The sequence below is a fragment of the Pseudomonas sp. LS-2 genome, from assembly GCF_003605735.1.
Classification (GTDB): domain Bacteria; phylum Pseudomonadota; class Gammaproteobacteria; order Pseudomonadales; family Pseudomonadaceae; genus Aquipseudomonas.
In genome coordinates this window covers 62,441-76,672 of the sequence record NZ_QXTJ01000003.1, presented here as the reverse complement: position 1 = coordinate 76,672, position 14,232 = coordinate 62,441, and the positions used below count along the sequence as shown (strand labels likewise).

Here is a 14,232-nt window from a genome sequence, read left to right as displayed (position 1 = left end):
AGGGTTACAGGGCGAAAAAACGCAATGAGCAGTGTTCGAGTCGATAGTGCTTACATAGGTAAAGCCAAAAATCTCCGTCAAGGATGGATCAGCGATATCCATAGACTGCGATTTGATCGACACTCCCGCAAGTCATTGGGGAGCATCCGCCCATGAACCTGTTCAGACTCCTGCGCAATACCCAAACGAGTGATGGCGATGTACCTGTCGTCCCTACACTGCTTTCCCCTCTGCAGCGCCTTAGGCAACGTACCGGCAGCGATCAGGCGGGTCTGTTCGTCGATGAGCAGGATGCGTTCACTGCGGCAATGACACTGGCGCGCAAGTGGGGCCAGCGACATCGGCGCGGCAAATGCGGCGTTGTGGTTGCCAGTGGCGGGCGTTTCGATCCGCTGATCGAATCGATGGCGAGCCATTTCAGCTGTGTGCCATTCAATGATCTGGTAGCAATCGATGCGGCAGTGGACTCGAACACCGTCGCTATCGTGCTGGAGCCGATTCAGGGCAGCGCAGTGGTGACGCCCGCTTCGCAAGCCTATGTGAAAGGCGTGGAAAAGCTCTGTCGCGAACTGAATATCCTGCTGATCCTCAACGAAGCGCGGGGCACCGTGGGTCAGCACGGAGGGTTGCTGTGTGAAGACGCCTATGAGGTCTCTGCAGATATCGTAGTGTTGGGCGATCACTCCAATCGCAGCCCGCGCAGTGCGGCATTGCTCGCCCGCGGTCATGCCTGCACAGCACCAATTGCACAACTTCCTGGCTGCGTGCCTGAACCGACCTCAATGCGTCCCTCGCGCATTACTTCTGATCCCAAGCCGCAACGCCACGCCGTTTCGACAGGCCTGATGGCGTGACCCCCCTCTAACACCCCGTACCGTCTTGCGTTTTGTACGCTTCGCCCCACTCCGGAAATTTTTCGAGCGGGGCGTTTTTTATGCGCCAGATGATGGCTCGCTGATAGCCAGGAATTGAACGTCTGCGACGCGGCAGAGTCGATTTAGGTGTGTGGCCCTCATGGGCCATCTTATTGATCAGGAGCTCTACCCATGGACATCATTCGCATCATCATCGCTATCCTGCTGCCACCCCTGGGCGTGTTCCTGCAAGTCGGCTTCGGCGGCGCCTTTTGGCTCAATATTCTGCTGACCCTGCTCGGTTACTTCCCTGGCATTATTCATGCGGTTTACATCATTGCCAGCCGTAAGTAAGCAGCAGAATGTTCGCCTCCCAGGACCTGTAGCCGTCCGGGTTGCCGGCGGTGGCTCCGGTAGAATCGCCACCGCCAGCAGCCGGACTGCTGCAGTTGCAAGACTCAGCTATCCATCACCTTGCGATAAAACGCCCATTCGGTCTCCAGCGCATGGGCCTGATTGGCGGCCTTGCGAAAGCCGTGACGTTCGTCAGGGTAGAAGTGGCCTTCGGCTGGGATACCTTTTTCCAGCAGAGCGTTGAGCATGTCGCGGGTCTGGGCGGGGACGACCACGGCGTCGAGTTCGCCCTGAAAGAAGATCACCGGCACCTTGATCTGATCGGCATGCAGCAACGGCGTGCGTTCGCGATAGCGGACCATGTCGATGTCCGGGTCGCCGATCAGCCAGTCCAGATAATCCGCCTCGAACTTGTGCGTGGCTTCGGCGAGCGCCAGTGGATCGCTGACTCCATACAGACTCGCGCCCGCGCGAAAGACGTCCTTGAAAGCCAGCGCACATAAGGTGGTGTAGCCACCGGCGCTGCCGCCGCGGATGAATGCATTGCTCGGGTCGATCAGGCCCTGACGGCCCAGATAATCCACTACCGCGCAGGCGTCTTCGACGTCCACCGCGCCCCACTCCAGAAACAGCGCCTGTCGATAGGCACGTCCATAGCCGGTGCTGCCCCGATAGTTGAGGTCCGCGACCGCGAAACCACGCTGTGTCCAGTACTGAATGCGGGGGTCCAGGACCGGATAACAGGCGGAAGTCGGGCCACCGTGAATGAAAACCACCAGTGGCGGTTTTTCCTCGATGTTCATGGCCGGGTAGAAATAGCCGTGGGCCTCCCCCGATCCGCTTGGATACCGCAACGTCTGCGGGCGGCTGATGCGTTCGGCGGGCAAGGGTGAAACACCTCCAGCCAGCACCAGAACACTTTTGTCGGCGCGGTTGATCGCGATCACGGCCGAGGGGCAGATGGCCGAAGCGGCGATAGCGTAGATAAAGTCATCGTCGATAGCCAGGCTACGAAAACGACTGTAATCGCCGCTGAAATCTTCCTGAGTGCCGTCAGCCAAGCGTAGGCCTAAAACGCCGACTCCGTCTTCCGACCAAGTCGCCAGATAGCCGCCGTCATTCAACGGCAACCAGCTCGAGCCGCCCAGTTGCCACGGGGCAGGGGCGTGATCGGCTTTGGCGGCGGGCAATGCTTCGAGACCCTCAAGCGTTTCGACCCAAGGCTGCCAGAAGCCAGCGCGATCGGTCAGGCAGTACAAACGGCCTTGATCGTCGAAACGCGGTTGCTGCAATGCCTCCAGTCCCAGGCCTCCCGCCAGACAATGCGCGCGTCCCCAGTTTCCGTCGGGCAACCGCTCCATGCTCATCAGGCGAGTCGATGTCCAAGGCTGATGGGGGCGCCACCACTCGATCCATACCAGACGATCACCGCTGGGGCTCAGGGTTGGTGACGCATAGAAGTCCGCCCCTTCGGCCAGGATTTCACGTCGGCCATCGGCGAGACCGAGAGACACCAGCCGGTGAACATCCTGATCCTCCTCGACCGCCAGAATCTGCCCCCGGACGAATCGGACATCACCGTAGCGCTTGTCGCCTTGAGTCAGGGCCTCAGGGATGCTGGACGCGAAAGGCTGGAGGTAGATCTGTTGATCGGCTTCGTTGACGAATGCCACAGAGTCATCGGTCAGACAGAACGATCCGCCACCGTATTCATATACCCGGCTGCGAACGCTGAAGCCATCAGGGGTCAGGCAAGTAGTGGCGCCGTCGGTCCAGCGCCAGATGCGCGAAGCCGCGTCCTGCGGGCGGAATTCATTCCAGAAAAGGCCGGCGGGACTGACGCTCAGCTCGGCGAAATCGATGCCTGCCGCCACAGCCTGGGCGGCAGAGAACAGATCAGGATTTTGCGATGAGGCGTGAGTTTCGTTCATTGCGGAAAGCCAGTTGCTCAATGGTCTGGCTAGCATACTCGGCTTCGTCGCGGGCTTGGGTGATCAGGCTGTGTTGCGGCGACTTGCTGCACACCGGGTCCGCATTGCTGGCATCGCCCGTGAGCATGAACGCCTGACAGCGACAGCCGCCGAAGTCCTTTTCTTTCTCATCGCAGGAACGGCACGGCTCCGGCATCCATTCGTAACCGCGAAAGCGATTGAAACCGAAGGAGTCATACCAGATGTGCTGCATGCTGTGGTCGCGCACATTGGGAAACTGAATCGGCATCTGCCGGGCGCCGTGGCAGGGGAGGGCGGTGCCGTCTGGAGTGACGGTCAGGAACAAATTGCCCCAGCCGTTCATGCAGGCTTTCGGGCGTTCTTCGTAGTAGTCGGGGGTGACGAAGATCAGTTTGACCGGGTGATTCTCGGCCGCCAGCTTCACGCGATATTCGTTGGTGATGCGTTCGGCGCGCACCAACTGATCCTTGGTCGGCAAAAGACCTACGCGATTCAGGTGCGCCCAACCGTAGAACTGGCAGGTGGCCAATTCGACGAAGTCCGCTTCCAGCGCCACACACAGCTCGATGATCTTGTCGATCTTGTCGATGTTGTGCCGGTGGGTGACGAAATTGAGCACCATCGGGTAGCCGTGCTTCTTCACCGCGCGGGCCATTTCCAGCTTCTGGGCGAAGGCTTTCCTGGAGCCGGCGAGCATGTTGTTCACCTGCTCATCGCTGGCCTGAAAACTGATCTGGATATGGTCCAGGCCGGCTTCCTTGAAGTCGATGATCTTCTGCTCGGTCAGGCCGATCCCTGAGGTGATCAGATTGGTGTAAAACCCCAGTCGGCGGGCCTCGGCGATCAGTTCGGCAAGGTCCTGGCGCACCAGTGGTTCACCCCCGGAAAAGCCGATCTGCGCCGCGCCCATTTGCCGGGCTTCGGCCATGACTTTGAACCACTGCTCGGTGCTCAGCTCCTGGCCCTGTTTGGCGAAATCCAGAGGGTTGGAGCAATACGGACATTGCAGCGGGCAGCGGTACGTCAACTCGGCGAGCAGCCACAGGGGCAGCCCGACCGGGGGCGTGGGCGGAATGTGCACCTTGGACTCGGTTACCGTGGCTTCAGGCAAGTTCGATCCAGTGTTCTGCACGAGCGACCTCCATGAATTGCTCGACATCGGTGCCGAGCTCGGGAACGCCAGGAAATTTTTCGTCAAGTAGCGCGATGATCGCACCTACGCTGCGCTGCCCATCGATCAGGCCACCGATCTCGCTGGCACTCTCGTTGAGCTTGATCATGCCTTCCGGATACAGCAGCACGTGACCCTTCTGCGCCGGCTCGAACTGGAAACGATAACCCCGGCGCCAGCTTGGCACGTATTCGCGATTGAAGCTCATAGGGCAATACCTTTATGCCAGACACGCTGGTCAGTGACGCTGTGATAGGGAGGGCGATTCAGCTCGTAGGCCATGGTCATGGCGTCCAGCATGCTCCACAAGATGTCGAGTTTGAACTGCAGAATATCCAACATGCGCTGCTGGCCTTCCCACGTCGTGTAATGCTCAAGTGTGATCGCCAGTCCATGCTCGACGTCGCGGCGTGCCTGACCCAGACGCGTACGGAAATATTCGTAGCCGGCCGGATCGATCCACGGGTAATGCTGCGGCCAGCTATCGAGGCGCGACTGGTGGATCTGCGGCGCGAACAATTCGGTCAGCGAGCTGCTCGCCGCTTCCTGCCAGTTGGCGCGGCGGGCGAAGTTCACATAGGCATCGACGGCAAATCGTACGCCGGGCAATACCAGTTCCTGCGAACGCAGTTGATCCGGGTCCAGACCAACGGCCTGGCCCAGGCGCAGCCAGGCCTCGATGCCGCCATCTTCGCCGGGCGCACCGTCGTGATCGAGCAAGCGCTGGATCCACTCGCGGCGTATTTCGCGGTCTGGGCAGTTAGCCAGAATCGCGGCATCCTTCAGGGGAATGTTCACCTGATAGTAGAAGCGATTGGCGACCCAGCCCTGAATCTGTTCACGGGTCGCGCGGCCCTCGTACATCGCCACGTGGAACGGGTGATAGATGTGGTAGTACGCGCCCTTGGCACGCAGGGCCTGTTCAAATTCAGCGGGGGACAGCGGCGTCGGGTCGCTCATGTCGGCTCCTTAAAGCTCGATGCTCATGCCATCGAAGGCCACTTCAACGTCTCGGCGAGCCAGTTCGGCGCGCTCGGGCGAATCTTCGTCGAGAATCGGGTTGGTGTTGTTGATGTGAATAAGCACATTGCGCTGTTTTGGCAGTTTTTCCAGCACTTGCAGCATGCCGCCAGGGCCGTTCTGCGCCAGGTGGCCCATTTCGGTGCCGGTGCGGGTACCAACGCCACGGCGTTTCATTTCATCGTCATCCCACATCGTGCCGTCTACCAGCAGACAGTCGGCGCCGCTCATCTTCTCCATGAGGGCATCATCGACCTTGCCCAGGCCTGGCGCATAAAACAGTTTGCCGCCGGTCCTGGTGTCTTCGACCATCAACCCGATGTTGTCGCCGGGATGTGGGTCGAAGCGATGAGGCGAGTACGGCGGTGCTGCGCTGCGTAGTGGAAACGGCGTAAAGCGCAGGTTCGGGCAGGCCGGGATCACGAAGCTGCCTTCCAGCTCGATGCGATTCCAGACCAGACCGCCATTCCAGTGCTTGAGCATGTTGAACAGCGGGAAGCCTGTGGTCAGGTCTTCATGGACCATGTCCGTGCACCAGACCTGATGCGGGCAGCCTTCGCGCAGGCTCAACAGGCCGGTGGTGTGGTCGATCTGGCTGTCCATCAGAATGATGGCGCTGATGCCTGTATCGCGCAGGCCGCGATTGGGCTGCATTGGCGCGAAGCCTTGCAGCTGGGCACGGATATCAGGGGAGGCATTGCACAAAACCCAGTTCACGCCGTCGTCGGACAGGGCAATGGACGACTGAGTGCGAGCGTGCGCCCGCAGGCTGCCGTCGCGAAAGCCTGCGCAGTTGGCGCAGTTGCAGTTCCACTGAGGGAAACCGCCGCCCGCAGCCGAGCCAAGAATCTGGATATGCATGTGTGCTCCGTTCCGAGTGGCCCCGTGCGAGGCCGGATAATTTCAAGCCCTGTAACAAAAAAGCCCCGGCGAACCGAGGCTTCTCACCGCGCAGAAATCAACGGCTTGCGAAGTACATGGTGACTTCAAAGCCGATACGCAGATCAGTGTAAGCAGGTTTAGTCCACATAAAAGACTCCTTCTGGGTTAATGCAACGGTGGGTGAGTACATCTTTAGTACCCCTGCAAGAGGAGACGTTCCAATGCTTAGGGAGCTATGTTACTAAAAATATCGCCTGATCAATGATGAAATATCAGATAAAGCTTTTTGCATTTTCGGCAAGGATCATTCCGCTACAGGCACCGAAGCGCTTGGGCTGGCGCGATTGGACAGACAAAAGATCGAGGTCCGGGATAGCGCTACCCGACTGGCGGCACGTTCCAGGTCGACCTTCTGAAGATGTGCAAACGAATGTTGCAAGCGCTGAGGGTAGTTCGCCGGGTGCCCGGCCAGGTGCGCCTGCCACAACATTTCTGCTGCTTGCTGGCTTTCCATGACCGTAGGATTGAGCTGATTTTCCAAAGCGCTTATCTGCGCGGAAATGTCGGATCGTTCGATCAGAGCTGGAAGCGTCCCGATGAAGGCTTCAACGTGCTCGACCAACTGCACGGCGCTGGCATTCGGTGATTGCACGCCGAATAGCAGCCCGCTCTGCCCGGCGATCTGTCGGAAACCGCTGAAAACAGCGTAGCCCAGTTGCAGTTCGACACGCAGGCGCTGATAGAACGGTGCCTGTACCAGATGTGCGAACAATCGCCAGATAGCTTCGTCTTCGATGAGTGTCGACGGAGCCGGGTAGAACATCAGCACCGCATCTTCGGACGTTTCTGACGCCTCCTCCTGCCAGCGCTTGCCCGGCGCTTGAAGGGGCGGGTGACCGGGTTTGTCATCCGGATCGCCGGGAATCCGAGCCATGGCATGTATGAGTGAGTTTTGCCCGCTTTCCGGCATGCCGGTGGCGAAGCCGATCCAGCGTGCGCTGGCCCAGACGCTTTGCAGATCGTCGGTTTCCAAGGTGGCGCTGCTGTTCAAATACTGATCAGCAAGCGCCTTGAGCAATTGGCGAATCGGCATAGGTGCGGGTTCGTGGCTCGGCTGCCCATAACGGGATAACGCCTGCTCGTCGGGCTGACTCAACTGGCGCAACGCCTGTTGCAGTACGGCAGGCAGAGGTTCGGTCAGCCCGCTCAATTTCAACTGCCAGAAGTTTCCGTATGCGTTGAACGTCATCGCCACCCCCGCTTGCTGTGCATCGTCAGTCAGGGCTTTCAGGCTGTCGTTGAGCATAAGCGCGAGCTTTGGCTGCGGCGTCGATAGCGTCCAGCGCAAATAGACAGTGGCTTCCCCGTTGGCGGGCAGGGCGTTGCTGAACGTGAATGCCGGCAGCGGCTGCACGTGCGTGACGGGCTCAGAACTTGGACGCAGGAAAGGATTGGGCTCGGGCAGGCGCCATTCGATGTTCGTTGGCGGGTGCGCTGAAATGCCGGGGACCGGCCGCAACAGTGTTTGCGGGATGAGTCTATCCAGCAAGGCATCCAGAGCGCGGAGGGCCGACGCAGGCATGCCGGGTTCGTTGATTGTCTCTGCGCTGAAGTGTCTGGCAAGAGCCAATGCGCCGCTCACGGCAAGGCGTCGTTGTTCGAGTAAGGTGTATTCGGTGAGCAGGTGGCGATAACGGGTTTTGAAGAAGGCCAGCCAGTCGAAGACAAACGCCGCAACCTGCGCCGCGTGGTCGTCCGGGACTATCGCGATATCGAGCAGAGCCTGCCCGGCAAACTCGTACAGAACCTTCATTTTGAGCGACCCGATCAAACCTCGGTCACGCAACTCCGCCACAAGCCCGCCTGACTGTGCGTTATTGATCCAGGTGCAGAGGAACGCAGCGGCCTGCTCGTGTCCCTCGGGCAATTCTTCACACGCAAATATCAGGTGGCTCTGATGCGGGGTATTTTCTGTGGGTGGTTCGACACGATTGTCTATCAGCGGAGGAGGCTTGACCTGATCCGCCCGAGAACCCGCGGCGAAATAGCCGCCAAAGTGAGTGGCCAAAGCCTGCAGCTCATCCAGCGATTGCGGCCCGGCAAGGCTCAGGGTCATTTGCCCAGCCTGATAGAACTGTCGGTAAAAATCCTGCAGCGCCAGCTGAAACGCCGGACGTGGGACCGGGAGGCTGAAGCGATTGCCTGCGTGAAACCAGCGAAGCGGATGCAGCGGAGAGATCGGCTGCAGACGTTTCAGTTGATCCCGTGACGCTGCGTCTCGCGCCCAGGCAATGAATTCGGCGTGCAGGACTTCTCGTTCACGCAGCTGATCGGCCATCGACATGCGCGGATGAGCAAGCATTTCGCACAGCCGGTCCAACCCCCCGGCAAAGACTGGCAGCGCAAGTTCGAAGAAAAAGTCAGTGATGCGTTCTCGGGTGCTGGCGTTGACCTGCCCGCCATGCCGTTGAACGTAGGTCATGAGGTTCTGCTCGGCGGGAAAACGTTCGGTGCCGAGAAAGAAAAGGTGTTCAAGAAAGTGCGCCAGTCCCGGCCACTGTTCGGGAACATCGTGACTGCCCGCCGCCACTCGCAACGCCGCCGCGCAACGTTTCAGGCGCGGCGCCGAATACAGCACCACCCTCAAGCCATTGAGTAGCGTGAGTGAACGATGGTTGGATGAATCGGGCACAGGCATGACGAATTCCGCAGACGCTCGGGAAGTGACTGCTCATGCTAGCGGATAACAGGTGGATTCGTGATATTTGCAAACGCTGCTCTGAGCCGTCCGGCTTGCAGATCGTAGATATCATGATGCCGCCGCCGGCAAGCTGGACTGCTACAGGTTCAACGGTTTACTTCACCAGCCCTGCGTAAAACCCCGGCCGGCGATCCTTGAAATACGTATTGATCGCCTGCGATTCGCTCATCGTCCGTCGGTCCAGATCAGCGATCACCAGCGCTTCGTCCTGTCCTGTCAAGCCGACCTGTTTGCCATCCGGCGCGCAGATGCTGCTCAGTCCGCAGTAGTGAATGTCGCCCTCGCTGCCGCAGTAGTTGGCGTACACCAGGTAGCACTGGTTCTCGAAAGCTCGCGCCCGCACCGTGACTTCAGCGACGAAATCATAGGGCTCCATATTGGCGGTCGGTACCAGAATCAGATCGACGCCGTCCAATGCCAGGCGCCGAGTGTTCTCGGGAAACTCCACGTCATAACAGATCAAAAAGCCCAGCTTCCAGCCCTCAAATGCCACGACAGGAAAATGCTCTTCTCCTGCGCTGAACATCGACTTGTCCAGATCTCCATACAGATGCGTCTTACGGTAATTGCAGAGGCGTGAACCTTGAGCATCAATCAGCTGCACCGCGTTGTAGACCTGATCGTCTGCGCCAAGCTCGGGATAGCCATACAGAATCGCCACACCCGTTGCCTGAGTAATGGCGGCAATGGCGTGGGCTGCCGGGCCATCGCTCCGTTGCGCCAGTGAGCGCGCTGCCTGGGCGCCGATGTTGTAGCCACTGAGAAACATCTCCGGGCACACCAGGAGCACCACCCCTTGCGCCGCCGCTTCAATCGCTTGTGTATTGAGACGTTGCAGGTTGCCGGTGATATCCAGCGGCAGCGGTGGGCATTGATACAGGGCGACGCGCATGAAAGGCTCCTTATTCCGGCAAAACGATAGGGCCGATTTCGTGGAACACGTCACCCGGGCCCGGGTTCTCGGCGTGCGTCTTGCCGCCGAAGTGGGTCATGATCCCCCAAACCGCGTTGAGCGAAGTCTGTACCGCGCCTTCGACCCAGGCCGGCGTCCATGACACGTCGTCGCCCGCGATGAAAATGCCGCGCTGGTCGTCAGGCATATCCTTCTGCATGAAATGTGCGTACATCCGCTGGTTGTAACGGTAGTGGCCTGGCAGCGCGCCTTTGAAAGCGCCGAGGAAGTGCGGGTCCGCTTCCCACGACACTGTGATTGGATCTCCGATGATGCGTGCGGCAATGTCGACCTTCGGATAAATCTTTTTCAGTGCGCCCAAGGCCAGGCTGACGCGTTTTTCTACCGGGTGCGGCAGCATTTTCAGCGCGTCGCTCATCCATGAGTACGACAGACAAATCACCCCCGGCTTATCGACGCCGTTGGAATAGGTGCCGTTATCGAACAGGTAGGTGCCGCGCGTCAGGCGGTCGGTGAGGGTCATGCTCATCAGGTCGCGGCCGGTTTCCGGATCTTTGTCCTTCCAGAACGGCCGGTCGACCATGACGAAGGTTTTCGATGACTGCATGTAGCGCGTGCGGTCCAGCGCCATCCACATCTTCTGTGAGAACAGCGACTCTTCGCATTCGATCTGTGTGGTGAGCAGCCAGCTCTGGCAGGTCGCCAGAACAGCGTCGTAGTGACGGGTATCGCCCCAGTTGTCAGTGACCGCGAACGTGCCATCGGCAGCGCGAGCAATTCGTTTGACCCCCGTGCGCGGTGCACCATGGTGCAGGGTCGAAAGGCTGGTGCCTTCAGGCCAGTGTGCGCAACGCTCCGGCGCGTGACGCCAGATGCCTAGCGGCACCTGTTCCACGCCGCCGACGATCAGGTGCTGGTGATCGTCGCAGTTGGTCATGACCACGCGGAAGATTTCCAGCATCGAGTTGGGAAAGTCCGAATCCCAACCACCGGTGCCAAACCCCACCTGGCCGAACACTTCGCGGTGATAGAACGACAGTTTGGCGAAGGCTTTGGAGGTGGCGACGAAATCGTAGAATGTGCGGTCGTCCCATAGCGGCACCAGTTTGTCCCACAGTGCTTTGAGGCGCGGTACGTCCCGATCGCGGATGGCTTGCTGAATGTCGGCGAACTGCGCGCCGTCTTCCAGCGCGTCGGCCCAGGCGTCAGCCACTTCCTGAAAGAGCGCAGGCAGGTCCGACAGTTTCTGTGCGTAGTGGGTGGTGCCTTCCAGATCGATCACGGTGCTGCCGGAGGCGGCGGTCAGTGGATTCGGGAACGGTCTGGACTCCAGCCCCAGTTTGTCGACGTAGTGATAGAACGCCGTGGACGAGACCGGGAAACGCATCCCGCCCAACTCGGCGATGATGCCTTCAGCGCCCTCGAACTGCTGGGAGCGCAAACGGCCGCCCATCTTCGAGGCTTCATAGACGACAGGCTTGAGGCCCAGCTTCATCAGCTCGTAGGCCGCGACCAGACCGGCAATGCCTGCGCCCACAATGGCCACTTCCTTGCCGTGGTTTTCGCTCGGGATACTGCCGAGGCCGGCGGGATGCTCGATCCAGTCGTCGAAGGCGAACGGGAAGTCCGGGCCGAAAATCGTGATCGGTTTTTTACCGTCGGCGGGGTGGCGATTGTTCTTCATGGCTGGCCTTGTTCGACTGTGGCGCGAAAGTGAACAAGTCTAGATAACAGTTGGGACGTTAATAAGACGCAGAGTGTCGTCGTAATGCAGAGTTTTCAGGCAAAGTGACGAACTGTTACGTCATTCTGGCCTTTAACCCGTTTTCAGCATCGCCTTGTGCTGTAGGGGGCCGGCTTGTCGGCGGTGCGATTCTGGATACGTCACCGCGAGCAAGCCGGGCTGTTATCGGGCGTCACGCAAGGGATCAATCAAACCGGCTGCCCACGATCTATCTTGCTGCTGAGGATGATCGAGGTCGTGGTTTTCTCCACACCGTCGACGCTTCCAATCAGATCCAGCAGTTGGTCCAGTTGCTCCGGTGAATCGGTGCGCAGCCAGGCTACATAATCGAATTCGCCGCTGACCGCACACAGCTGTTGAACCTGAGCCAGAGCGGTCAGGCGGCGCAGTACTTCCTTGCCAGAGCGCGGCTGCACGGTTATCCCGACGTAGGCCTGCAATCCGCCGTCCACCAGACGTTGGCTCAGACGAACGCCGTAGCCGGTGATGATCCTGGTTTTTTCCAGCCGCGCAAGACGAGACGTGACTGTCGTGCGGGCGATACCCAGTTGGCGAGCCAGATTGGCGACGGGCTCGCGAGCATTGATCTGCAAGGCTGCGATCAACTGGCGGTCGATGTCATCCAGGGTGGGAGGGCGAGTGTCGGGCAAGGGCGAGTCTCCGTCGGTAGGTGGGCATATTACCTGCATCCCGCCTCAGTTTTTGTAGTCTGGCGCCACACGATCCAACAACCGCAGCAACGCCGCCCAAGCGAAATTCACGGCGTCAGGGTCGCTCAGTTCGCCTTGCGCAACCTCCTGCCCCGGTTCGTTGAACTGTTTTTCAGTGCGACGGCACACCTCGTCCGGTGGATAACGCAAAGCGCCACCTGCCTGCGCCGCAATCTGAATCTCACAGGCTTTTTCCAGGTAGTACATGCGCAGGAATGCCTGTTTCACACTGTCGCCGACGGTCAGCAGACCGTGGTTGCGCAAGATCATCACCGAGTTGTCGCCCAGATCCTTTACCAGACGCTGCTGTTCGCTGAAGTCCAGCGCGATGCCTTCGTAATCGTGGTAGCCAACACGACCATAAAATTCCAGGGAGATTTGATTGACCGGCAGCAGCCCGGCTTCCTGGGCCGCCACGGCACATCCGGCCTTTGTGTGGGTGTGCAGAACGCATTGCGCATCTTCCCGGGCGCCGTGAATTGCACTGTGAATCACGAAACCTGCAGGGTTGACCGGGTAATGCGACGCCTCCACTTTATTGCCGTCAAGGTCGATTTTCACCAGATTGGAAGCGGTGATTTCCTCGAAGAACAGCCCGTAAGGGTTGATCAGAAAGTGGTGATCGGGTCCGGGAATGCGCAGAGAAATGTGCGTCGAGATCAGGTCGGTCATCTTGTAGTGCGCGATCAGTCGATAACAAGCGGCCAGTTCCTGTCTGAGCTGCCATTCCTGCGGGCTGTAGGCGTGTGTCATTGTTCCTCCGGTCGATCTCGGTTGGTCGTTGCCGGCTCAGCGTGCCAGCCGTGACTGCGGTCGTCGAGAGCTTCTTGCTATGTAGGACTTTTCCCTGCTGTCATCGCTTTGTCATTCATCTGTCACTCCCTGCGTGTCTAAATCGGCTCCCTGACCCTCTGAATCCACGCCGGGAGCCCCGCCATGACCGATAGCCAGCATCTGGACTTGTCCGAAACCGCCCGCTATATCCACGCCGACATCCTCGACAGCTTCGATGAGGAGCTGGAAATGGAGTATGACGACGCGCGTCTGGATGGCTTGCTTGCCGATCTGGGTGAAGAAGTGCCCAAGGGGATCGACCGGCGCGTGTACTTCCGCGAGTTGCTGCGTCTGCAGGGAGAACTGGTCAAGTTGCAGGACTGGGTCGTCAGTCAGAAGCTCAAGGTCGTGGTGTTGTTCGAAGGGCGTGACGCAGCAGGCAAGGGGGGTGCCATCAAACGCATCACTCAGCGCCTGAATCCGCGTGTTTGCCGTGTCGCAGCATTGACTGCACCCAGTGAGCGCGAGCGCACCCAATGGTATTTCCAACGCTACGTTTCTCACCTGCCAGCAGCAGGGGAAATGGTCTTGTTCGACCGCAGTTGGTACAACCGCGCAGGCGTGGAGCGGGTCATGGGTTTTTGCGATAACGAAGAATACGAAGAGTTCTTCCGCACCGTGCCCGAGTTCGAGAAAATGCTCGTTCGCTCGGGCATCATCCTCATCAAGTACTGGTTCTCGATCACCGACGACGAACAATATCGGCGCTTTCTGATGCGCATTCACGATCCGTTGAAACAGTGGAAGCTGTCGCCGATGGACCTTGAGTCACGCCGCCGCTGGGAAGACTACACCCGCGCCAAGGAAGAGATGCTCACCCGCTCTCACACGGATGTGGCGCCGTGGTGGATCGTCGAGGCCGATGACAAGAAACGCGCACGTTTGAACTGCATTCACCACTTGCTGCAGCAGATTCCTCGTGGTGATGTCGAGTCGCCGCAAGTGGTGCTGCCGGAGCGAGAGTACAACGCCAATTACCTGCGCGCGCCGGTGCCCCGCGACATGGTGGTGCCTTCGGTTTATTAAGGCATCAGAGG

At 59.3% G+C, this 14,232-nt stretch carries 14 protein-coding genes; 3 read left to right on the top strand and 11 right to left on the bottom strand.

The window, feature by feature from the left end; all coding sequences use genetic code 11:
• Positions 1 to 152 precede the first annotated feature (152 nt).
• The gene (locus tag D3M70_RS02285) at positions 153 to 854 is read left to right on the top strand and encodes an aminotransferase class III-fold pyridoxal phosphate-dependent enzyme (RefSeq protein ID WP_120124019.1); all 702 of its coding nucleotides are present in this window, start codon (positions 153 to 155) and stop codon (positions 852 to 854) included.
• A 192-nt stretch (positions 855 to 1,046) separates the two neighbouring features.
• Positions 1,047 to 1,208: a YqaE/Pmp3 family membrane protein gene (locus D3M70_RS02280; protein WP_045484381.1), complete on the top strand. Its 162-nt coding sequence runs from the start codon at positions 1,047 to 1,049 to the stop codon at positions 1,206 to 1,208.
• A 104-nt stretch (positions 1,209 to 1,312) separates the two neighbouring features.
• Here D3M70_RS02280 and D3M70_RS02275 read toward each other — a convergent pair whose 3' ends face one another.
• The 11 genes from D3M70_RS02275 to D3M70_RS02225 form a co-directional block, all read right to left on the bottom strand.
• Positions 1,313 to 3,139 (bottom strand): S9 family peptidase, encoded by a 1,827-nt coding sequence (locus D3M70_RS02275; protein WP_120124017.1) that lies wholly within the window; start codon positions 3,137 to 3,139, stop codon positions 1,313 to 1,315.
• The gene (gene pqqE, locus D3M70_RS02270) at positions 3,105 to 4,292 is read right to left on the bottom strand and encodes a pyrroloquinoline quinone biosynthesis protein PqqE (RefSeq protein WP_165869722.1); all 1,188 of its coding nucleotides are present in this window, start codon (positions 4,290 to 4,292) and stop codon (positions 3,105 to 3,107) included. Before pqqE ends, D3M70_RS02275 begins: the two co-directional genes overlap by 35 nt.
• On the bottom strand, positions 4,264 to 4,539 hold the full coding sequence (pqqD, locus tag D3M70_RS02265) for a pyrroloquinoline quinone biosynthesis peptide chaperone PqqD (protein ID WP_120124014.1): 276 nt from the start codon (positions 4,537 to 4,539) through the stop codon (positions 4,264 to 4,266). The genes pqqE and pqqD overlap by 29 nt, the downstream gene beginning before the upstream one ends.
• Positions 4,536 to 5,291 (bottom strand): pyrroloquinoline-quinone synthase PqqC, encoded by a 756-nt coding sequence (pqqC, locus tag D3M70_RS02260; RefSeq protein ID WP_120124012.1) that lies wholly within the window; start codon positions 5,289 to 5,291, stop codon positions 4,536 to 4,538. The genes pqqD and pqqC overlap by 4 nt, the downstream gene beginning before the upstream one ends.
• A gap of 9 nt (positions 5,292 to 5,300) precedes the next feature.
• Positions 5,301 to 6,212: a pyrroloquinoline quinone biosynthesis protein PqqB gene (gene pqqB, locus D3M70_RS02255; RefSeq protein WP_120124010.1), complete on the bottom strand. Its 912-nt coding sequence runs from the start codon at positions 6,210 to 6,212 to the stop codon at positions 5,301 to 5,303.
• 97 nt (positions 6,213 to 6,309) lie between these two features.
• Complete coding sequence (pqqA, locus tag D3M70_RS02250) at positions 6,310 to 6,381, bottom strand: pyrroloquinoline quinone precursor peptide PqqA (RefSeq protein ID WP_008365141.1); 72 nt, start codon at positions 6,379 to 6,381, stop codon at positions 6,310 to 6,312.
• Positions 6,382 to 6,537: 156 nt separating this feature from the next.
• Complete coding sequence (gene pqqF, locus D3M70_RS02245; RefSeq protein WP_120124008.1) at positions 6,538 to 8,931, bottom strand: pyrroloquinoline quinone biosynthesis protein PqqF; 2,394 nt, start codon at positions 8,929 to 8,931, stop codon at positions 6,538 to 6,540.
• Positions 8,932 to 9,088: 157 nt separating this feature from the next.
• Positions 9,089 to 9,886, bottom strand: a complete 798-nt coding sequence (locus D3M70_RS02240) for a carbon-nitrogen hydrolase family protein (RefSeq protein ID WP_120124006.1) — start codon at positions 9,884 to 9,886, stop codon at positions 9,089 to 9,091.
• Between the two features lie 10 nt (positions 9,887 to 9,896).
• On the bottom strand, positions 9,897 to 11,591 hold the full coding sequence (locus D3M70_RS02235) for an NAD(P)/FAD-dependent oxidoreductase (protein ID WP_120124004.1): 1,695 nt from the start codon (positions 11,589 to 11,591) through the stop codon (positions 9,897 to 9,899).
• Positions 11,592 to 11,839: 248 nt separating this feature from the next.
• Positions 11,840 to 12,301: an Lrp/AsnC family transcriptional regulator gene (locus tag D3M70_RS02230; RefSeq protein WP_120124003.1), complete on the bottom strand. Its 462-nt coding sequence runs from the start codon at positions 12,299 to 12,301 to the stop codon at positions 11,840 to 11,842.
• A 45-nt stretch (positions 12,302 to 12,346) separates the two neighbouring features.
• Positions 12,347 to 13,114 (bottom strand): class II aldolase/adducin family protein, encoded by a 768-nt coding sequence (locus tag D3M70_RS02225; protein ID WP_120124001.1) that lies wholly within the window; start codon positions 13,112 to 13,114, stop codon positions 12,347 to 12,349.
• Positions 13,115 to 13,297: 183 nt separating this feature from the next.
• Here D3M70_RS02225 and ppk2 point away from each other — a divergent pair, with 183 nt between their 5' ends.
• Positions 13,298 to 14,221 (top strand): polyphosphate kinase 2, encoded by a 924-nt coding sequence (ppk2, locus tag D3M70_RS02220; RefSeq protein WP_120123998.1) that lies wholly within the window; start codon positions 13,298 to 13,300, stop codon positions 14,219 to 14,221.
• Positions 14,222 to 14,232 lie beyond the last annotated feature (11 nt).

Coding starts and splice junctions, on each gene's coding strand:
- D3M70_RS02285 (WP_120124019.1), top strand. CDS start 153: ATGAACCTGTTCAGACTCCTGCGCAATACCCAAACGAGTGATGGCGAT.
- D3M70_RS02280 (WP_045484381.1), top strand. CDS start 1,047: ATGGACATCATTCGCATCATCATCGCTATCCTGCTGCCACCCCTGGGC.
- D3M70_RS02275 (WP_120124017.1), bottom strand. CDS start 3,139: ATGAACGAAACTCACGCCTCATCGCAAAATCCTGATCTGTTCTCTGCC.
- pqqD (WP_120124014.1), bottom strand. CDS start 4,539: ATGAGCTTCAATCGCGAATACGTGCCAAGCTGGCGCCGGGGTTATCGT.
- pqqC (WP_120124012.1), bottom strand. CDS start 5,291: ATGAGCGACCCGACGCCGCTGTCCCCCGCTGAATTTGAACAGGCCCTG.
- pqqB (WP_120124010.1), bottom strand. CDS start 6,212: ATGCATATCCAGATTCTTGGCTCGGCTGCGGGCGGCGGTTTCCCTCAG.
- pqqF (WP_120124008.1), bottom strand. CDS start 8,931: ATGCCTGTGCCCGATTCATCCAACCATCGTTCACTCACGCTACTCAAT.
- D3M70_RS02240 (WP_120124006.1), bottom strand. CDS start 9,886: ATGCGCGTCGCCCTGTATCAATGCCCACCGCTGCCGCTGGATATCACC.
- D3M70_RS02235 (WP_120124004.1), bottom strand. CDS start 11,591: ATGAAGAACAATCGCCACCCCGCCGACGGTAAAAAACCGATCACGATT.
- D3M70_RS02225 (WP_120124001.1), bottom strand. CDS start 13,114: ATGACACACGCCTACAGCCCGCAGGAATGGCAGCTCAGACAGGAACTG.
- ppk2 (WP_120123998.1), top strand. CDS start 13,298: ATGACCGATAGCCAGCATCTGGACTTGTCCGAAACCGCCCGCTATATC.